The organism is Cecembia rubra, assembly GCF_003014575.1.
In the GTDB taxonomy this organism is placed as follows: Bacteria; Bacteroidota; Bacteroidia; order Cytophagales; family Cyclobacteriaceae; genus Cecembia_A; species Cecembia_A rubra.
Genome location: NZ_PYGF01000004.1, coordinates 236492 through 257337, shown reverse-complemented (window position 1 = coordinate 257337; position 20846 = coordinate 236492). Strand labels below are relative to the sequence as shown.

Genomic DNA, 20846 nt, shown 5'->3' with positions numbered 1-20846 from the left:
GAATAAAAAAACATCCCATGTTCATGAGAACGATGGGATGTCTGATCATTGTGCTGGATTTAGGACTTATGCCTTACCTCTTAGCATTAAGTTCCAATACATAAAAGGGAGGCCATATTTTTTTAGGAGCCACATCGAGAATTGTTCCTTAGTGGTATCCACAAATTTTGAGATCAAGGGATCACTGTCCCGGACATTATTGTATTTGAATTCCGCAAGGACCATTTTGCCATATCCTGTCACCAGAGGGCAAGAAGAATAGCCTTCATAAATTGGACTTGCCAATTTGTTTTCTTTTATCAAATGGAGGATGTTTCCTACGACGACCGGAGCTTGTTTTCTAACTGCGGCGCCGGTTTTGGCTGTAGGTAAGCCTACGACATCACCCAATCCAAATATATTTGGGAATCTTAAATGTTGGAGGGTGTTGATATCCACTTCCAGCCAACCTTTATTTGGACCTTCCTGATAGACCAAAGATGATTTTTTGACAAATTCAGGCGCTTCCTGTGGAGGAGCAAGGTGGAGGAGATCATATTGGATGGTGATTTCCTTATCTCCTGTGACAGATTCTCCAAGTTTTGGATCTGTTACAGATGACAAATTGTCCACATCAGGGGCAATATATTTGAAAGTGATTTCTTTTTTCTGACCATCAATTCTTACTGGTGCATAGAAGGGTTTAAAATAAATCCCTCTGCTCTTTATAATTTTGGTCAGGGTTTCTGCTATTTCCTTTACCCCGAAAATGACAGTACCCGGGGTTGCGAATATGACATTGGCCTCCTTTCTGATTCCTTTTTTTCTGAAAAAGTGTTCTGAAAGGTACATAATTTTCTGCGGGGCCCCACCACATTTGATTGGTGTAGTCGGTTGGGTATATACAGCATTTCCCCCTTTGAAATTTTGTAGGATTTTCCAGAATTTCTGCGGATCTGTGTACACCGATCCAACAAAATCCGTTTCCATTGCTTCTTTTAAGCCTGGTAAAAGATCGTAATTCATCACTAGGCCAGGGGCTACGATAAGGTAATCGTAAGTGAAATTGCCTGATTTTTTTGTAAGGACTGTGTTTTTTTCAGGCTCAAACCCCGTTGCATGATCTTTAATCCATTCTACTCCTTTAGGAATATAATCAGCTTCCTTTCTCTTCGTTTTTTCAAAATCAAAAGTTCCTGCCCCTACCAAGGTCCAGGCAGGCTGATAATAGTGGGTTTCGGATGGCTCAATCAAACCGACGGAAAGGGATTTATCTTTTCTTTTTAATTGGGCGGCAACAGTAATACCTGCTGTTCCTCCCCCAATAATAAGTATTTGGAAGTGGCTCATGGTAAAATGGGTTTTGTTTTTTGTTGATTTAAAAATACCAGTTAAATGTTTCACAAAAGGTGATTTTCATCACATTAAAAAAAGGTTTTGGATCTATTCCAAAACCTTTTTTCTGTATTTAGCTGATGCCCGGGATTTAGTTATCAATAGGTTTTTCAATTTCTATTTCAAAGTCTATAAGTTCAGGGGATATTTCCAATAAGTCAGGGGCTTCCTCTGATGAAACTACTCCTCTTTCTATTAATTCAGCTATCATATCCATCTGTCGGCTCATTTCAATTCCTTCCTGATGTCCTTTCTGGAATTGTTTCAGCAATTCTTCATCAGAAATAGATGCATAACGGGATCTTCTCATGGCCTTGATTTCATTTTTCTTTTCTTCCAAGAGTTTATCTTTACGCTCTCTCATTTTTTCTTCTAAATAGCGGAGATAATCCTCTGACAAAGTACTTCCGTAAAACGGAGCTTCTTCAATGGGAATGATTTCTTTACTTCCATCTGTATGGACCACAATGATTTCATTTTCTTCCTCCATGATATATTCATCACCGGTCTCTATATCCACTACTTTATCCACTTCATAGAGATAGCGTTCTTCCACACTTTTTTCCTTGGAGCAGGAAGTCAAAATGATAATCGTTCCAATAAAAATGATTGCCTTTTTCATGGTATTTTTATTTTTGGTTAATACAAGGTTTTGTCTTCCTTCAAAATCCATTCCTGGAACACTTCTTTGGCAGATTCTTGCATTCCCTGTTCAAAGGGGATTTTTCTTAAGTTGTAAGGAAGTTGGAGTTCTTCATAGATGAATTGGTCATCAAAACCAGCTTCTGCTGCATCTTTTTTTGTGTTGGCATAGAAGACTCGGGCCGGCCTTGCCCAATAAATAGCGCCGAGACACATAGGGCATGGTTCGCATGAAGTGTAGAGTTCACATCCTTCAAGCTGGAAGTCCCCAAGGGTTTTGCATGCTTCTCGGATAGCCACAATTTCAGCATGGGCGGTGGGGTCATTAGTCGATAAAACAGAGTTGGACCCCGATCCGATTATATTTCCATCTTTAACAATCACGCATCCAAATGGACCACCTTTGCCAGCACGCATTCCAATTCTGGAAATTTCAATGGCCATTTTCATATAGCCTTTTTGTTCTTCTGTCATATATGCAGAAAATCTTTCAATATTGAATTTGTATACTTTAAGCTACGTCTAAAATAAAAAAAATGTTCGGAATTTCATTTCCTTTTGCAGGCAGAACCTTATTGGAAATGGAATTTTGTAGAAGAGAAAGTAGGAAATACCAATGATAAATTTCAAAAAAATTAGCCAAGCCATTTGCCGAGGAAGTTTGCAAAAGCATCTTTATAATTGTCACTTACAGCAATTTGATGCTCACCTATATGGATGATATTTCTTGCTACGGAGTCAATATGGTCGAGATTGATAATAAATGACCGGTGTACCCTCATAAATTTTTCCTTGGGAAGCAATTCCTCCATGTTTTTCATACTGGTGAGGGAAAGGAGGGGATTTTTTTTATTTATCAGATAGACTTTTACATAATCTTTATAGGCTTCAATATGCGTGATTTCCTGAAGCATCACCTTTACCAACTGGTACTCTACCTTTAGAAATATATAATCAGAGTTGACTTCCTGACCAATCTTCTCTGTGTTTTGTCTTTTTTGCTGATCAAAAAACCGATAAGCTTTTGTAGAGGCTTTTAAAAACTCTTCATAACTGAAAGGCTTGAGCAAATAATCAAGTGCATCTACTTTATATCCTTCAACTGCAAACTGATTGTAGGCGGTGGTGAAAATAATTCTTGGTGTGGCAGGGTTTCTTTTCCCGTCAATGATTCTTGCAAGTTCCATTCCGGACAAATCCGGCATTTGAATATCCAAAAATACCAAATCGATTTCATGCTGATTAAGATGGCCCAATGCTTCTATGGCATTATCAAATTTGGCTTCCAGGGAAAGAAATGAGGTCCTTTCAATAAAATTGCTGATAAGGTCCAGGGCCAATGGTTCGTCATCTACAGCAATACACCTGATTTTCATTTTATTTTCAGAATTAAGTGAACTCTGTATTCATTTTCAGGATTGATTTTATCAATGGTCAGAGCATATTTGCCAGGGTACAATAGATCTAATCTCCTTTGTGTGTTGATCAGGCCTATTCCGCTAGCCTCACCTTCAGGAGTATTTTCGCTTGACTTAAAAATGTGATTTTTGGTTTCCAAGTGTAATTCATTACCTGTTTTTTCCAAGTGGATCATAATATTACTTTCTTGCTGGGAACTGATGCCATGCTTAAAGCAGTTTTCAATAAAGGGGAGTAATAACATGGGAGCGATTTCTGCTTCTTCCACTTTTTCTGGTAGCTGAATATCTAATTTCACCTTTTTGGTCAGCCTCATTTGCATCAGCTCAATAAAATCATGGATAAAATCCAATTCCTTGGAAAGTAGGGTTTGGTTTTTTTCTGTTTCATAAAGTACATACCGCATCATTCTTGAGAGTTTGAGCAATGCAGTTTTTGCTTTATCTACATCTATGTTGGTCAAGGAATAGATGTTGTTTAATGTATTGAAGAAAAAATGAGGGTTGATTTGGGCCTTCAGGTAGGATAGCTCGGAATTGGTTCTCTCTTTTTCCAATTTAAGACGAACTTTGTCATCTTCCTGCCACTTTTGAACGGCTGCTATGCTAGTGCTGATTCCAGTGGACATATAGAAAATCAACAGATTGGATACATCCCAGTAGTAATTTCTTGGCCGGGGCACAAATGGGACATTAGGTCTAAAAGTCCTGTGCATGATTTCAGCCATTCCCACCAAGTCATCATAAAGTACCAAAACACCAACATAAACTATTCCGGTAATCAGATTAATGACTAGAAAAAGTGGAGTTTTATTTTTGAATAGGGTGTTTTGGATCAGGTACAGGTAATTGAAATAAAAAATACCAATTAAAAATGAAAACATGATTCCCTGCTTGATCCAAAATTCAATCGGCCTCCCTACACCAGCTGACAGGGGGGATAATACAAATAATACCAGGCCAATGACCATCCATGCCAAAATATGGATCAGAATGGTAATGTTTTTTTTGAGTCCGCTGGTTTCCATTGATTTAAAGTAGGTGATTTTCAGTAAAACTAAAACAAATATTCCTGCATTATTTATGCAATCTGCCAAATTCAGGTTTCAGCCGACGAATCATCAGAAATGTAGGATGAAGCAGGAGATCAAGAAAGGGAAATTGCTTTCATCAGTAGTTTTTCACCATTTGTCGATGAAATATCCCATACGGTCTATTCTGTTTTTTTTTGATTTTACTTCCTTATTCCTTTGTTGCTGTAAACTATCCACATCAAATACAATGAAAATTTTAAACCAATTATTACCTTTTCTGATGATAATTTTTTTGTTGGCTATACAGCCAATTCAGGCACAAAGTCAGGTCAATGACAAGCCAAAATATAGGATTTCAGGAAAAGTTATTGAAAAAGGAAAGGAAGAGCCTATTCCTTATGCAGCAGTTGCTTTGATAGATGCCGAAACTGGTAAGAATGTAGCAGGAGCAGTTGCGGATTTTGGGGGTGAATTTGTGATAGCCAATTTTGGAGAAGGGACTTATCAGGTACAGATCAGTTTTATGGGATTTGAATCTTTTAATTCTCCTGCCATTAGCATCGGACCGGATAAACCCACCATTGAACTTGGAAGCATCAGTCTTTCCACAGAGGCAGTGGCCCTGCAAGAAGTGACTGTAATGGGACAGCGTGACCTGATTGAGGAAAAGGTGGATAGAACCATTTATAATGCTGAAAACGACAAAACCTTAATTGGAGGGGATGCTACTGATGTAATGAGAAGGGTACCAATGCTTTCAGTGGATATGGACGGGAATGTGTCCATGCGAGGAAGTTCCAACATCCTTGTACTTATCAATGGCAAACAATCTGCCATTGTAGCATCCAATGTGGCTGATGCTTTAAAACAGATCCCCGCAGAAGAAATCAAATCAATAGAAGTAATTACTTCCCCATCTGCAAAATATGACGCGGAAGGAACAGGTGGAGTCATTAATATCGTAACCAAGAAAAACAACCTTCAGGGTGCCACTTTGAACATCAACAGTAGTGCAGGTCTCAGGGGCTCAAACCTGGGCCTTAATGCCAACTTGAAGCAGGGCAAAATGGGCTGGACTTTAGGAGGCTTTGGAAGGGCAGGATATAATATCATTGGATCATTCGATAACAACCAAATGGTAACGAATGCCGATGGAACTACCCTCAATATTTTGCAGTCTGCTGACACCAGAAGCAACATGATGTTTGGAAGGTATAACCTCGGATGGGATTATGATATCGATAAGTATAACTTTCTGACTGCTTCTGTGAGCTTTGGTCTCAGGAATATGAACAACAAGCAGGATGGCCTTTTGACTGATACCTATTTAGAGGACCAATTATTGACATCGATATTAAGAGATGTGGATATCCGAAATCTCAACAACAATGTGGATGTCAACTTCAACTATACCAAGACGTATGAAAAGCCAATGAAAGAATTCAGTATTTCTTCCCTTTTCAGCCAGAATAACCTGACCAATGATTTTGTGAACAGCATCTACAATGGAACATTTGAGGATGTAGCCAGCAGGATAAAAAATAATAACCTGGGCAGGAATAGGGAGTTTACAGTTCAATTGGATTATGTCAACCCAATAGCTAAAGGTAAAATCCTTGAGTATGGTGCGAAGAATATTCTTAGAAGAGCTGAAAGTGATTTCGCATACTTTATTGGTCAGGGTACAGATGGAGAATTTGTGCAGATTGATGACACTGCCTTCTCCAATGAGTTCAGCTATGACCAAAATGTAACAGCTGCTTATGCTTCTTATACGAGCAGTTTCTTGAAGAACTACTCTTTCAAAGGAGGGTTAAGGTATGAATACACAGCTATTACAGCAGATTTCAGAAATTCTGAACTTGATACCGAGATACCTTCCTATGGTCTATTTGTGCCAAGTTTAAACTTGAGCCGGAAATTAAGTAATGGCAACATGATCAAAGCTGCTTTCAACAGAAGGGTGCAAAGGCCGTTCCTCAACTTCCTTAACCCAAATATCAACGCGGCGAACCCACAACAGATTTCTCAAGGAAATCCATTGTTGGACCCTGAATTGACAGACAATTATGAGTTGTCCTATAGCACCTTTACCAAGGGAATGACCATCAATTTTACCACCTATTTCAGGAATACTACCGGTTCTATTCAACCGGTAAGAACAGTAATGGATGATGATGTGATTTTCACTACATTTGAGAACATAGGACAGGAAAGAGCTTATGGATTCTCAATATTCTCCAATATCAATCTTTCAGGAAAATTCTCCCTGAACGGAAGTATTGATGGTTATTTTGCTGATTTGAATAATGGATTGTCGGATCCTTTATATGCGGCAAGTAACCAGGGTTTTGTGTTGAGCGGTAGGTTGTTTGCCAATTATTCGCTTCCAAACAACTGGCAGTTACAGGCATTCAGTTTTGCAAGAGGTAGACAGGTTCAATTGCAGGGTTTTGCTGGTGGATTTGGGATGTACAGTCTGAACCTCAATAAGCAATTCAATGAAAAAAGGGGTAGCATTGGATTTGGTGCTGAGAATTTCTTCACCACAGAATTCAGGATCAGAAGTGAATTGAGCACTCCGACTATCATGCAGCAAAGTGTCATGGGCATGAGAAATATGAACTTTAAAATCAATTTCAATTACCGTATCGGAAAATTGAGTATGGAGCCTTCCAGAAGAAAAAGAAGGGGTGTTACCAATGATGACATAAAAGAAGGTGGAGAAAGCAACGGGGCTGCCAATATGAATAATAATTAAAGAAAGTTGATAGATTGATTGTTTTTAAAAGCCGCTACGAATTTGCGTGGCGGTTTTTTTATTGCCCCTGATTCTTTCATAAATCAAAAAAGCCTGGAGGTTATAACCGCCAGGCTTTTGATATTTTAAAGTAAGGACTTTTATTTATTTGTACATTACTTGCTTTACCGCTTCCAAAGTTCTTTTCACATTAGGAATGGTAATATCTATGTATGTTGGTGCATAACTCAATGGAACATCCATAGAATTGACTCTTATCACCGGAGCATCCAGGTAGTCGAAAGCATTTCTCTGAAGATGGTAAGCGATCTCAGAAGAAATAGCCGCCAATGGGTTAGCTTCTTCTACCACCACGCACCTGTTGGTTTTCTTTACAGATTCTACCACTGCAGCATAATCAATTGGCCTAACTGTCCTTAAGTCAATCACTTCTGCTTCAATACCGTCCTTAGCAAGTTCCTCAGCTGATTCCAGGGCAACTTTCATCATTTTTCCAAAGGAAACGATTGTAACGTCTTTCCCTTTTCTTTTGATGTCTGCCACACCAATTGGAAGCAAGTATTCGCTTTCCGGAACTTCTCCTTTATCAGAATACATCAATTCAGATTCCATGAAAATAACCGGATCGTTATCCCTGATTGAGGCTTTCAATAAACCTTTGGCATCATAAGGGTTGGAAGGAACTACTACTTTCAGTCCTGGAGTATTGGCAAACCAATTTTCGAAATTAGAAGAGTGGGTAGCTCCTAATTGTCCCGCATTACCAGTTGGGCCCCTGAATACAATAGGTACACTGTATGCACCACCAGACATGGCGTACATTTTGGCAGCGGAGTTGATTACCTGATCAATGGCTACCAGGGAGAAATTGAATGTCATGAACTCAATGATGGGTCTCAGACCATTCATGGCTGCACCTACACCAAGACCAGCAAAACCAAGTTCTGCAATTGGTGTGTCATAAACCCTGTCAGGACCGAATTCGTCCAACATGCCTTGGGATACCTTATAGGCTCCATTATATTCTGCTACTTCCTCGCCCATGAGAAACACATTTTTGTCGCGTCTCATTTCTTCGGACATAGCCTCTCTTAAAGCTTCTCTGAATTGGATAACTCTCATTATAGACAATATTTTCGGCCGTAAAAATAGAAACTAATCCCTCAAATCCAAAACAAGCTTTGGTCTTTGGGGGGATATTTTCATCAAAATCACGAAGGCAGGATTTATTTATCCCAATGGCTTATTTAGGGGATTTGGTTAATGGTTTTCCCGTTTCAACCCAATTGTTCAGCCCTCCCTCGAGCATATATACTTTTTTAAAACCCAGTTCTTTCATTTTTTCTGTTGCCGGAATGGTTCTTCTTGCTGACCGGCAGTATACATAGTAGGTTTTCTTTTTATTGAGTTTTTGAATTTCCGTTTCGAAGTTTCCTCCTAAAAAATCCACAAACTCAGCACCTTCAATATAACCTTCTGCAACTTCTTCCGGTGTTCTGATATCAAGGATTACATTTTTTTTCTTGTGTTTTTTAGCCTGAACCTGAAATTCATCTGGGCTCAATTTTGGAGCTCCTTCCTGGGCTATTGCATTTTGGGACATCGAAATACCGATGATAAGGAACAAGAGCATCAAGGTGTTTTTCACATGCTTTGATGGTGTTTTCATTTTATGTTTTGGTTTTTAATGTTTAGCCTTGTATCCTAACAAATCTATGTAATAAATCATTCCCAAACACTTTATGGCGAAAATTGCGCTCATTTCTGATTCCCATGGCTATATAGATGAAAAGGTGCTTTCCTACCTGCAGGATGTAGATGAAATATGGCATGCTGGTGATATCGGGGACATTCAACTTGGTCAGGTCTTACCCAAAGATAAAAAGCTGCGCATCATTACCGGAAATATAGATGGTTTGGAGATGAGGGGGGAGTATCCGGATGAATTGCTGTTTGAATTGGAAGGCTTAAAGGTATTTATGGTCCATATTGGCGGGAAGCCGCCACGTTATGCCAAAGGCGTAAAGGAGAAGATCAGGAAATATGGAGCGGGATTGTTTGTCTGCGGTCATTCGCATATCTGTAAGGTGGAATTTGATCCTTCTTTAAATTGTCTCTATATGAATCCCGGGGCAATCGGACAGCAAGGCTTTCATGTGATGCGAACGCTATTGCTGTTTGAAGTCCAAGATGGAAAAATCCAAAACCTCAGGGTAGTAGAATTGGGTAAGAGGGGAGGAAATAGTTTAAGTTTTTAATTCTGCTCCTAATTAAAATCTAATTCTAAAGGGAGTATTTTTAAAAATTTTTTGGTCATATGTTATTTTTTTTATTTTTTTTGATATCAGGAGAAGGGCAATTGAATTAAGTCAGGAGAAATTTTTCATTTTGTAATTATCTTTAATTGCAATTTTAAAAAATCATGAAAAAGCAAATTATTTATTCGTCGCTTTTGGGTTGTTCTTTTCAGTTTTTTCTACAACCTCTAAATGCTCAATGTTAATCAAGAAACGGAGGAAAGAATGATGGATATTGTTTGGGGAATCAAATAATAGCCTGTGTGGATGCAAGAAGTTGGTGGAATAGCAGGTATGATTTAGCATCCACTTGTGCGGGTGTAAATGCAGGAAAAACTTTTAATCGAATGGCCACCCTGCTTAAGGATGGCCATTTAATTCCATTTAAATTACTTAATTGTGATATTCAATGAAACGAAAATTATTCTTCTTTTCTTTACTCATCTTATTTTTGAGTAGCAGTTGTTCAGAGAAAAAAGCTCAATTTGAAAACCTCTTGGGATTGCCTTTACCTTTAAAAAGGTTTGAATTGAGAATTGATTCTTTGTCTTCCTATAAAATCCTTTACCCGCAGTATGTTATTGAAAATTCCAAACAGAAATTAATCACCTTAAATTACAATTTAAACAGGTTGGATTTTTATGAGTTGGATGAGGGGAGTTTGGAAAAATCGATTACCTATGACCCCAACCTTGATTTTCGGAAAATTTCCGGATATTCTTACGTCAATAAAGATTCTATTTTTTTGATCAATGAGGTCAATGATCTTTTTCTTACCAATTATGATGGGGAGATAAAAAGTAAAATAAATGTTAAAATCAGTTCAGTCTTTGGGAAACCCCATATTATTCCAGGGTATCTTGAACCGGTAATCTCAAAAAGCCATATTGAAATTCCAAATTATTTTGTTGCTCAAAAAGGCATTCCCTCAAGGGTTCAATTTAATGATTGGGCTGAAGAATCTCTAAAAGTGGGGATTCAGGTAGAGGATGACTTTGTAGATGGTTATTATGGTATTTTTGAGTACCTATATTGGACTTATCAACAAGTTGGTGATTTTTTTTATGTAAACTGGCCAAATTTAAATGAAGTATATAAATATGACCTTAACTGGAGATTGGTTGAAAAAATTAACCTAAGCGGAAATGGGGATAAAAACAATCGCTTAATCTTTAAGAGAGGACTTTTGCCTGAAGAGTTGAGACAAAAACCTTCACTTTCCGAGATGAGAGACATTTCATCCAATTATACCTCGAACTTTGTTTTCCTGAATTTCCTGTACAATCCTTATACAAATGAATTTTATAGAATTGTTGGCCATCCTATTGCAAATAATTTCCTTGATATCTTTCAACTTGATTTTGAAAATTTGGAAAGGGATTATTCCATTATGGTTTTTGACAGAGACCTCAAATTCAAAAAAGAATATGCAATGCCTAAGGGAAAGTATTTAATTCAATATGGGGCTTACTTTGTCACTCAAAATGGTTTAGCCCTGCAAAGGGAAAATGAAGAAACTGATGATGTGGCAGTATTTGAGGTTTTTAAGTTTGATTGAATTTTTATTGGAACAGGTTTTAGCTAGACTGTATAATTTCAGCACAGGTAATTTTTAATATGTATATCCGCAATTAGACAAGTAACCAATTTAAATTGGGTCTTAATTCAACCTGATATTAATAGATATTGGATCCGCCTCGGCGGACAAGTTATTCATTGATATTGGTTTGAAATCTTAGGTTTATTCTATTGTGATTATTCTACTGGCATGAAAGCGGACAATCATATTATTTAAAAATTGACAAAAAGAAAGGCAGCATTTTTATGCTGCCCTAAATTTCTTTTATGAGAAAAGGAGGATTACTTTTCGAAGCTTTTCTTTAGCTCTTCAATATCCACGTTCTTAATTACCGGCTTGGCGCTCAATTGTTTGATTTTGATTACCCTTGTATTTTGACCTTGCCTCTTTCTTCTCAATTTTCTTTTTAAAGTAGTAACAGCCATCGTATTATCTGTTTATGTGATCTCAAATGAAGCGCAAAATTACAATAAAATTTTGATTTTACTTAACTTTGGCCAAAATAAAATAATCATGTCCGTTCAGAAACCAAGTTTGCCAAAAGGAACCCGGGATTTCGGACCCGTCCAGATGGCAAGAAGAAATTATATCCTAAACACCATCAAAGAAACTTTCAGCCTTTTTGGCTTTCAGCAGATCGAAACACCTGCGATGGAAAATCTCAGTACCCTAACCGGAAAATATGGGGACGAGGGGGATCAATTGCTTTTTAAAATTCTGAACAGTGGCGATTTTTTGAAGAATGTGGAGCCTTCTGACCTGGAAAAGGGGACATCGGCAATGCTTCCTAAAGTTTCTGAAAAAGGCCTTAGGTATGACTTGACTGTGCCTTTTGCCAGGTATGTGGTGATGAACCGAAATGACATTACCTTCCCTTTTAAGCGTTATCAAATCCAACCTGTTTGGCGTGCCGATAGGCCACAAAGGGGAAGATACAGGGAGTTCTATCAATGTGATGCGGATGTGGTGGGTACCGATAGCCTTGTATGTGAGTTGGAAATCCTCTTGATGATCAAACGTGTTTTCTCCAAGTTGGGGATTACTGATTACAGCATCAAAATCAACAACAGGAAGATATTGACAGGATTGTCTGAGGTGATCGGGGAAAAAGGTCGGGAAGGTGAATTGTGTGTGGCTATAGATAAATTGGATAAGATAGGTTGGGAAAAAGTTCAGGAAGAACTGAATCAAAGGGGGTTTGGAGAAAGGTCGATTGAATTACTGAGTCCCATCATCACCTTAAAAGCGGACAACCACAAAAAATTGGATTTTCTAAAGGGCTTTTTATCCAGCTCAGAAACAGGCTTAAAAGGTTTGCAGGAAATACAAGAAGTTATCCAGCTGTTGGAAACTTTTGGAGAAACCCAGGATCATGTCGATTTTGATGTGGTTTTGGCGAGGGGGCTTACCTATTATACTGGAGCAATTTTTGAAGTAAAGGTCCACAATGTCTCTATTGGCTCAGTGAGTGGGGGAGGGCGTTATGACAACCTTACAGGAGTATTTGGATTGGAAGGTGTTTCCGGAGTAGGTTTTTCATTTGGTGTGGATAGGATTTACGATGTGATGGAGGAGTTGGGTTTGTTTCCTGAGCAACATGCTGATCAGACCAAGGTTTTAATCACCTATTTTGACAAAAGCGGTTTTGATTATGGGCTTCGAATTTTGAACCGATTAAGGCAGGCAGGGATTGCTTCTGAATTATATCCAGATGAGGCAAAAATCAAAAAACAATTCACTTACGCGGATAAGAAGCAGATACCCTATGTGCTGATATTGGGAGACAATGAGATCAAAGAGAAAAATGTCAGTCTCAAAAATCTTATTTCAGGAGAACAGGAAGTTCTCAGTGTAGAAGAAATGATTTCAAGAGTCTGTTAGTTTTTACTCTTTAATTCGGGTTGAGCAATTCAAAAAATTAAATCTTTTCCAAAGTTTAGACTAGCCTGAATACAAAACCTTAAGGCGCATCTGAACTTTGGAAAAGGCAGTTTCATTTAATTTAACTAAACGCATTGATTTTTATTTTGGAACAATGCGATCATTCAATTTCGATGATGGAATTGATGGGGATGCTGATATCAGATTTCAGACAGACAAACTCAGATCCTACTGCCCAGATAGTGGTTTGGACCTGATATACCTTTTCATCTGCTGTTTCAAAAGTTATGCTTACTTTGTTTTTCAGAAGATTTCCTAATGCTTGAGCCCGCATCAAATCAAAGTCCCTCTTCTTTCTAGCATCCTTGTCAGCAAGCACCTCTTTTCTGCAAAATTTTAATTGCTTGATCTGCTCCTTTTCGATTTTTTCTACGGTTTTCATAATTAGGCCTTGTTAATTGATTGTCGGTTTGAACTTTAATTACTTAAAAATTCTGAAAAAGGTTTCATTGTGGCCATTAAATTTCCTTATAGTTTTTATTAAAGGAATTTTGTTTTTATAAACGGGGAATTCCGGAATAAATTGTGTGTTTATGTATTTCAGTTTTGTGCATCAAAAAAGATTTATATTTGCCGGGAATAAAATGAAAAGCATATGTTTGATTTGATGAGTATAATGAATAAGGTGAAAGAGGCACAGGCCAAAATCAAAGAAGTTCAGGCCAAATTGGTTCACCTTAAGGCAGAAGGAGAGGCTGGAGCGGGAATGGTCAGAGTAATGGTAAATGGTAGCCGTAAAGTGGTCGGGATTCAAATGGATGATTCTTTGGTCAATCTATCAGATAAAGAAATGCTTGGAGACCTGATAGTCGCAGCTACAAACAAAGCCTTGGAGGAAATTGAAGTAAAAATAAAAGAGGAGATGAAGTCGGCGACAGACGGGATGATGCCTAATATCCCAGGAATGGATTTAGGTAATATGTTTTGATGCAAAAGGCTGCAATTGTCATATTGAATTATAATGGGGAGGAGACTTTGAGAAAATTTCTTCCCTCTGTCATTCAATTTTCTACTTTTCCAATTTTTGTTGCAGATAATGCAAGTACAGATGGATCAGTAGCTCTATTGAAGTCCTATTTCCCTGAACTGCATTTGATTTCCCTAGATACCAATTATGGTTATGCAGGAGGGTATAATCAAGCCTTAGATAAGGTTAAGGGGCGTTTTGAATATTACGTTTTGCTGAATTCTGATGTGGAAGTGACTGCCAACTGGGATGTCAATCTTGTTTCTTTTCTGGAGGATAAGCCAAATGTAGCGGGGGTACAGGGTAAAATATTGTCATTTAACAGTCCGGGTTTTTTTGAGCATGCAGGTGCGGCTGGTGGATTTATTGACCGTTTTGGTTATCCTTATTGTAGGGGGCGTTTTTTTGATATTGTGGAGGAGGATCACGGCCAATATGATGATGAGATCATGGTTGATTGGATATCCGGGGCCTGTATGGCAATTCGGGCGGAAATTTTTCATGCATCTGGAGGGTTTGATGCATCCTATTTTGCTCATATGGAGGAGATAGACTGGTGTTGGAGAATAAGGAAAAGGGGCTATTCCTTCAGATATATCAGTACAGTAAAAGTTTTTCATGTGGGGGGTGCAACACTTTCCCATTCCAACCCCAAAAAGACTTATCTGAATTTTAGGAATAACCTTGCCACTCTGAAAAAAAATCTTTCAAAAGGCCAATGGAGAATAGTATATTCCATCAGGATAGTTTTGGATATTCTTGCGGGATTTAATTTTTTGATAAAAGGTACGTTCAGGCATGCATTTATGGTATATAAAGCGCACAGCGACCTCTTCAAAATGTCTTTTGATCAAAAAAATTCATCCAATGAGGGCATAAGAAGTAATGGAAAAGTAAAATTCCTGTTATGGACATTTTACATCAAGGGGAAGAAAAAATATTCTGAAGCCTAGTCGAAAAGGACAGGGTTGTTCATCTTTCTCAAATATTTTCTAACTTTCATCATCATGGCCATGCATACATACAAAATAATGGGAGAGCCAAGGGTTACGAATGAACTGTAAATGAAAAATAGGCGGATGCTATCCACGGGGAAGTTTAATTTCTCTCCTAACCTGGAGCAGACTCCAAATGCACGCTCTTCTAAAAACAGTTTGATCTTATTCATAATAGCTGGTCCTTTGAAAGGATAAATTTAGTAAATAAATCTAATAAAGTTCAAAATTCATTTCATAATCAAATGTTTAAAAATCTGCCAACTTTTTTTCTGTCATTATTGCTTTTTGCCAATTTAATTGGTTGTAGTCCCAAGTTAAACAAATATGAAAATTTATTGGATGGAATTAAGGCCCAGCCAGAATACCTCGTACTTCACAGAGACTCTGTCCGCGTACGGATTTTAGGCATGATTCCATTGCAAAGCTTGCCTACAGGAACAAGCCTTATACTTTATCCAGAGTATCAGTATGGAAACAGTTTCCTCAGGTTAGGAAGATTCGTTTTGGAGAAGGAGGAGGCTTCCTCAAGTGGGCAATCGGAATCCAGGATTGACCAGGCCATAATATTTCCATATTTGGAAGGAATGGAAAGTGGGAGTTTAGTCTTACAGGCAGAGTTGGAGAGGGAAGGTTCCAGATATGCTCTTCCTGAAAAAAATATTGCGCAAGGTTTGAATACTTCACCTTTATTGGCAAGAATGGGCCAAATTACCCCGGATGAGCCGATTTCTCCTATCGGCTTATATATGACGAGTGATTTATCAGGCATCAATCCAGTCGATCTTAGGGTATTTACAATTCCTTTCAAATTAGGTACTGACCAATTGGAGTCCCAAAACCTGCCTTCAGCTTTGGTTAATTTATTAAAAAGAGGAGAACAGGGAAAAGTTATCAGGAGAATACGTGTAATCGGGTTGGTATCGCCTGAAAACCAAGAGTTGGCGGATCCAAACTTGTCCCGCAAAAGGGCTGTTCATTTAAAAGGTGTTTTGACAGAACAAAAGTTGGTAAAGGCAGACCAAATAGAAGTTGATTACAGGAATAAAGATTGGTTTGATTTCAGGATGCTTATTGGGGATTTTCCAGGCTTAAACCCTACCCAAATCGAGGAGTATTATACTGTCATTCTGGAAAAGACAGATTTTGAGTCCCAACTTAGGAAGATGAGGCAGCTTAAGACATATAATATAGTGAACAGGGAAGTTTTTCCTAAATTAAGAGGAGCCAAAATAGAGGTGGAGCTCGAAGATAAAAATTTGTCTGGTTCTCGGATGGCATCCAAAGATCTGAGTGTTGTGAAGGAAGGAAATTCATTAGAGGGCTATACTGTCGAACACCTTATATATATGGCACAATCAAGTAATCAGCTTGACCATAAGGAGGCGATTTATTCTAGGTTGGTCGATATATTTCCTACAGAATCCAGTTATAATAACCTTGGAGTAGTTTATTTGAATGCTGCTCAGAGAGAATTGGATTTAGGTTTGCGAAGAGAGCTTATTGAAAAATCAGATTGGATGTTCAGAAAATCACTCGAAATCAACAAGAGTTCCATAGCGTGGCACAACCTTGGAAGGGCATTGATTTTAAAGGGAGAATATTTTAATGCTTATTTGGCCATATCTGAAGCATCCGGAATGGAAGCTGGGGAAGGTAGCGAGACTTTGATGATAAATGAAGGCTTGAGAGGAGCCTTGGACATCATAAATGGGGATTATAAACTTGCAACGATCCGCTTGGTGAAATCAAAAGAAAATGAAGTTAACTTTTTTAATAAAGGCTTGGCCTATTTTCTGGCCGGGGATCTACAGAGCGCTTTGATTTCATTTGAAGAAAGTGTTCAGGCAAACAGAGAGTATGGATATGGTTTTTATGGTTTGGCGATGATTGCTGCGGTTACAGGGGATAAGGCTATGCTTTTTGAAAATTTGGGAAAAGCGATCGAAAGGTCTGAATTTTTAAAGGATAGAGCCCTGTTGGATGTTTTGTTTTTTCCTTATCATCAAGAAGAAGGGTTTAGAATGTTGTTCGATTAAGTGGTTTTACTAAAGAATTTTTTAAGTGTATTGGGCTTGTTTAAAAAAATCAATTAATCATTTTTGAAAAAATTTTTGTATTAATGTTTATTCTCTTAAATTAGATGCTGAGTAGTGGAAAAACCCAATTTTTCACTATTTAAATGAGAATTGACAGAATAACCTTGTTTTGTAATACAACACTTCAATTGATTAGAAACTTGACAATAAACCAAAATCTCGATGCCTATGACCAAATTTCACCTTTTTTGCACCTAGTTACAAAATCGTTTTAGCATTAATAAAACACAGTCTTTTCAACTTCAAATGTTGGAACCGTAGTCAACAGCTTATGCTGTTAGGTATAGTCAGCAATAGGAAATCGGTAACAAACTGAGCAAACTATTGCAATTATTTTGCATGTGTTTGCAAACGATTGCGTGATTATCTTTAAGTTAGTTGCTTTCAAACCTTATCAATTAATAATTATTACCCAATCAATCTATGTTTATGGAAAAACTTTACAAAAGTCTAAGTGTGCTTGTGCTACTCTTAGTGCTTTCTAGCGCCACAGCGATGGCGCAAAGAACGGTGACGGGTACCATCCTGGATGAGTTCGGGGATGGATTGCCTGGTGTTACCGTTTTGGTGAAAGGAACCACCACAGGGACAGCTACTGACATTGACGGAAAATTCTCCCTCAATGTTCCAGGAGATAATGCCGTGTTGGTATTCTCTTTTATTGGTTACAGGACCGTCGAACAAGTCGTAGGTAGCCGTTCAGTAATCAACCTGTCCATGCAGCCTGACGAAAGACAGTTGTCGGAATTGGTTATCACTGGTTATACCATTGATAGCCGTCGTGAGACTACAGGTTCTATTTCTACTGTTAACCCAAGGGATTTGACAATTATCCCAACAGGTAACGTGGAGCAAACCCTACAAGGTAGGATTGCTGGTGTAACTGTTGTAACCAACGGTCAGCCAGGTACTACTTCCCAGATCAGGGTTCGTGGTTTTGGTGCTTTTGGTGGTAATCAGCCTCTTTACATCGTGGACGGTGTTCCGGTTGAAAATACAGACTTCCTTAACCCTGATGACATCGAATCTACTACTGTATTGAAAGATGCCGCTGCGGCTTCCATCTACGGTGCAAGGGCTGCTAACGGTGTGATTGTATACACTACCAAAAGAGGCAACAAAAAAGCCCAAAAATTGAGATTCGATTACAATGGCATGATGGGTTTCACCGATCCAGGAAGAGGTTTGGATATGACCAACCCTCAGGAATATGCCGATTTGACTTGGTTGGCTGAGACTAATCAGGCAAGAATCTCAGGTCGTGCTCCAAACTACGGTCACCCACAGCTAGGAAATGGTCCAAGACCAGTACTTCCTTACTACATCAACGTAGGTGGTGCAGCAGGCGTGGCAGGCCCACTTACTCCTGCTCAATTGGAGGAGCAAAGAGCTCTATATAATATTGATCCTAGAAGAGGTGCCGTTCACCAATTGGTGAGAGCTGCTACCGGAGAAGGTACAGATTGGTATGATGCCATCACAAGAAGAGCACCAATTCAAAGACATTCCTTAGGATTTTATGGAGGTAGTGGTACCAGTAGGTTCTTCTTAGGATTGGGTATTCAGGATCAGGCTGGTATTTTGTTGAACAATGACTTCAGAAGGATTTCCTTAAGGGCTAATTCTGAGCATGATTTAGGCAGCAAAGTGCGTGTAGGTCAAAACTTCCAGGCTACTTACCGTCAGGTGTTAGGTCAGACAGGTGGTAACGGCGGACAAGGTGTTTCAGGTGATGAAAACGACATCTTGCAAGCCTTCAGAATGCCTTCTATCATTCCAGTATATGACGAGTTTGGTGGATGGGCCGGTACTGCTGCCAGAGGCTTTAACAACCCAAGAAACCCTGTTGCAAACCGTGACGGTCTAAAAAATAACAGGAACTTCAATGCCAATGTGTTTGGTAACGTTTATGCGGAAGTAGATCCAATTGAAAATCTTACTTTAAGAACTTCAATCGGTGGTCAATACGATAACTTCTATGGAGTTGGATTCTCCAGATTGCAATATGAAAACTCCGAAAATAACTCTGCTTTCGGTTACAATGAATTCTCTGGGTATGTGTACAGGTGGACATTTACAAACACCGCACAGTACAAAAAATCTATAGGAAGACATTCATTTGATTTATTGGCCGGTCAAGAAGCTTTGAATACCGGTAGAGGTAGAAACATGAATACTACCGGACAAAATCCTTTCTCTGAGGATCCAAACTTCGTTACGATTTCTAACCTGCCTTTTTCTACAAGGATTGCTAACTCAAGCCAATTCCTTGGTGTAAACTTCCTTTCTTTCTTTGGAAGGGTAAATTACTCCTACAATGACAGATATTTGTTCAGTGCGGTAATCCGTCGAGACGGTTCATCCAGATTTGGACCAAACACCAGATGGGGTACCTTCCCTGCGTTTTCTGCAGCTTGGAGGATTTCTTCCGAAGAATTCATGTCTTCTGCCACTTGGTTGGATGACTTGAAAATCCGTGGTGGCTGGGGACAAATGGGTAACTCTAACAACGTTGATCCAAACAACCAGTTCTCATTATTTGGTGGTGACCTAGGAGCTTCTTCTTATGATATTGGTGGAACTAACAGTACAGCAATTATCGGGTTTAGAAGAACACGTATTGGTAACCCGAATGCACAGTGGGAAACAGCTGTTACTAAAAACATAGGATTTGATGGTACTGCTTTTGGGGGTAAATTAGACTTTATCCTTGATTTATGGCAGAAAGATACCAGAGACTTGTTGTTCCAGGTACCAATTCCTTCAGTAGCAGGTTTCAATGCAGCAGCTCCATCAGTTAACATTGGTGAAATGATGAACAGAGGTATTGATATTATGATTGGTACCCGTGGTAATTTCTCATCAGATTGGACTTATGAATTGCAGGTTAATGGCGGTTTCTTGAAAAATGAAATTGTTTATTTGGCTCCAAACCTAGATTTCATTACATCAGGTAATGCTAACCCAGGTTTCAGAGGTATATTCCCAATCAGAAACCAAGTTGGTCAACCCATATCTTCATTCTATGGATTTATTGTTGATGGATTGTTCCAATCAGCAGAAGATGTGTCCAGACATGCCACTCAGGATGGTGCAGCTCCAGGAAGATTTAAATACAGAGATGTCAATGGTGACGGAGTGATCAATGCTGATGATAGAGCATTCTTAGGTTCTCCGGTTCCAAAATTCTCCGGAGGTTTGAACTTTACAGTTGCCTATAAAAACTTTGATTTGGCTGCCTACTTCTATGGTACTTACGGTAACAAGATTTGGGCTCAGTGGAGATGGTTTACTGACTTCTTCCCAACCTTCGAGGGTGCTGCCATTTCAAGACGTTTGTTGGATGCATGGACTCCTGAGAATCCAAATGCTACAGTACCAGTGGTTGATAAATCTGCTAACTTCAGTACTTCAGGTGTAGCTAACAGCTACTATGTAGTAGATGGTTCTTATTTGAGATTGCAGAACTTAACTTTGGGTTACACCATGCCAAACACTTTGTTACAAAGATGGAAGTTGGAAAGACTTAGGGTGTTTGGTTCTGTAAACAACCTGTTTACAATTACAGGATATGATGGTCTGGACCCAATGGTGGGTGGTAACGTTGACTTGGCGTTCGGTATAGATGTGGGTAACTATCCTGTTACAAGAGGTTACACATTTGGTTTGAATTTGAGTTTCTAAGCCAAACAATCTATCAAACAGTTTGTTATAAGCAAAATTTCATAAAGTTTAATTG

18 protein-coding genes are annotated in these 20846 nt (G+C 38.7%); 8 read left to right on the top strand and 10 right to left on the bottom strand.

Annotated elements, in window-relative coordinates; genetic code table 11:
• Positions 1-66: 66 nt before the first annotated feature.
• The 5 genes from CLV48_RS09780 to CLV48_RS09760 form a co-directional block, all read right to left on the bottom strand.
• Entirely contained in the window at positions 67-1329 is a 1263-nt protein-coding gene (locus tag CLV48_RS09780; protein WP_106567173.1) for an NAD(P)/FAD-dependent oxidoreductase, read from the bottom strand.
• A 136-nt stretch (positions 1330-1465) separates the two neighbouring features.
• Positions 1466-1996: a hypothetical protein gene (locus CLV48_RS09775; RefSeq protein WP_106567172.1), complete on the bottom strand. Its 531-nt coding sequence runs from the start codon at positions 1994-1996 to the stop codon at positions 1466-1468.
• Positions 1997-2013: 17 nt separating this feature from the next.
• On the bottom strand, positions 2014-2490 hold the full coding sequence (locus tag CLV48_RS09770; RefSeq protein ID WP_106567088.1) for a nucleoside deaminase: 477 nt from the start codon (positions 2488-2490) through the stop codon (positions 2014-2016).
• 161 nt (positions 2491-2651) lie between these two features.
• On the bottom strand, positions 2652-3392 hold the full coding sequence (locus tag CLV48_RS09765) for a LytR/AlgR family response regulator transcription factor (protein WP_106567087.1): 741 nt from the start codon (positions 3390-3392) through the stop codon (positions 2652-2654).
• Positions 3389-4462 carry a sensor histidine kinase gene (locus CLV48_RS09760; RefSeq protein ID WP_106567086.1) on the bottom strand — a complete coding sequence of 358 codons (1074 nt, stop codon included), beginning with the start codon at positions 4460-4462 and terminating at the stop codon, positions 3389-3391. The genes CLV48_RS09765 and CLV48_RS09760 overlap by 4 nt, the downstream gene beginning before the upstream one ends.
• Positions 4463-4715: 253 nt before the next feature.
• Here CLV48_RS09760 and CLV48_RS09755 point away from each other — a divergent pair, with 253 nt between their 5' ends.
• Entirely contained in the window at positions 4716-7229 is a 2514-nt protein-coding gene (locus CLV48_RS09755) for a TonB-dependent receptor (protein WP_106567085.1), read from the top strand.
• Between the two features lie 144 nt (positions 7230-7373).
• Here CLV48_RS09755 and CLV48_RS09750 read toward each other — a convergent pair whose 3' ends face one another.
• Together CLV48_RS09750 and CLV48_RS09745 are read right to left on the bottom strand one after the other, a co-directional pair.
• Positions 7374-8351 (bottom strand): pyruvate dehydrogenase complex E1 component subunit beta, encoded by a 978-nt coding sequence (locus CLV48_RS09750; protein ID WP_106567084.1) that lies wholly within the window; start codon positions 8349-8351, stop codon positions 7374-7376.
• Between the two features lie 121 nt (positions 8352-8472).
• On the bottom strand, positions 8473-8898 hold the full coding sequence (locus CLV48_RS09745; RefSeq protein ID WP_106567083.1) for a rhodanese-like domain-containing protein: 426 nt from the start codon (positions 8896-8898) through the stop codon (positions 8473-8475).
• A gap of 73 nt (positions 8899-8971) precedes the next feature.
• Between CLV48_RS09745 and CLV48_RS09740 the strand changes: the two genes are divergently transcribed.
• Complete coding sequence (locus tag CLV48_RS09740) at positions 8972-9487, top strand: metallophosphoesterase family protein (protein ID WP_106567082.1); 516 nt, start codon at positions 8972-8974, stop codon at positions 9485-9487.
• Between the two features lie 448 nt (positions 9488-9935).
• A complete protein-coding gene (locus CLV48_RS09735) occupies positions 9936-11084 on the top strand; it encodes a DUF4221 family protein (RefSeq protein WP_106567081.1) in 1149 nt (382 codons plus the stop codon).
• A gap of 302 nt (positions 11085-11386) precedes the next feature.
• Here CLV48_RS09735 and CLV48_RS20545 read toward each other — a convergent pair whose 3' ends face one another.
• Positions 11387-11530, bottom strand: coding sequence for a hypothetical protein (locus tag CLV48_RS20545; RefSeq protein ID WP_165389816.1), 144 nt, complete (start codon positions 11528-11530; stop codon positions 11387-11389).
• Positions 11531-11618: 88 nt separating this feature from the next.
• On the opposite strand from CLV48_RS20545, the gene hisS reads away from it, so the two are divergent.
• Entirely contained in the window at positions 11619-12986 is a 1368-nt protein-coding gene (gene hisS, locus CLV48_RS09730; RefSeq protein WP_106567171.1) for a histidine--tRNA ligase, read from the top strand.
• 160 nt (positions 12987-13146) lie between these two features.
• On the opposite strand, the gene CLV48_RS09725 is transcribed toward hisS, so the two are convergent.
• Positions 13147-13428, bottom strand: coding sequence for a hypothetical protein (locus CLV48_RS09725; RefSeq protein WP_106567080.1), 282 nt, complete (start codon positions 13426-13428; stop codon positions 13147-13149).
• 213 nt (positions 13429-13641) lie between these two features.
• Here CLV48_RS09725 and CLV48_RS09720 point away from each other — a divergent pair, with 213 nt between their 5' ends.
• Together CLV48_RS09720 and CLV48_RS09715 are read left to right on the top strand one after the other, a co-directional pair.
• Positions 13642-13974 carry a YbaB/EbfC family nucleoid-associated protein gene (locus CLV48_RS09720; protein WP_106567079.1) on the top strand — a complete coding sequence of 111 codons (333 nt, stop codon included), beginning with the start codon at positions 13642-13644 and terminating at the stop codon, positions 13972-13974.
• Complete coding sequence (locus tag CLV48_RS09715; protein ID WP_106567078.1) at positions 13974-14966, top strand: glycosyltransferase family 2 protein; 993 nt, start codon at positions 13974-13976, stop codon at positions 14964-14966. The genes CLV48_RS09720 and CLV48_RS09715 overlap by 1 nt, the downstream gene beginning before the upstream one ends.
• Here CLV48_RS09715 and CLV48_RS09710 read toward each other — a convergent pair.
• Positions 14963-15181 (bottom strand): PspC domain-containing protein, encoded by a 219-nt coding sequence (locus CLV48_RS09710; protein WP_106567077.1) that lies wholly within the window; start codon positions 15179-15181, stop codon positions 14963-14965. The genes CLV48_RS09715 and CLV48_RS09710 overlap by 4 nt on opposite strands.
• A gap of 72 nt (positions 15182-15253) precedes the next feature.
• Here CLV48_RS09710 and CLV48_RS09705 point away from each other — a divergent pair, with 72 nt between their 5' ends.
• Entirely contained in the window at positions 15254-17047 is a 1794-nt protein-coding gene (locus CLV48_RS09705) for a tetratricopeptide repeat protein (protein ID WP_106567076.1), read from the top strand.
• Between the two features lie 483 nt (positions 17048-17530).
• Positions 17531-20791: a SusC/RagA family TonB-linked outer membrane protein gene (locus tag CLV48_RS09700; protein WP_106567075.1), complete on the top strand. Its 3261-nt coding sequence runs from the start codon at positions 17531-17533 to the stop codon at positions 20789-20791.
• The last annotated feature ends 55 nt before the right edge of the window (positions 20792-20846 follow it).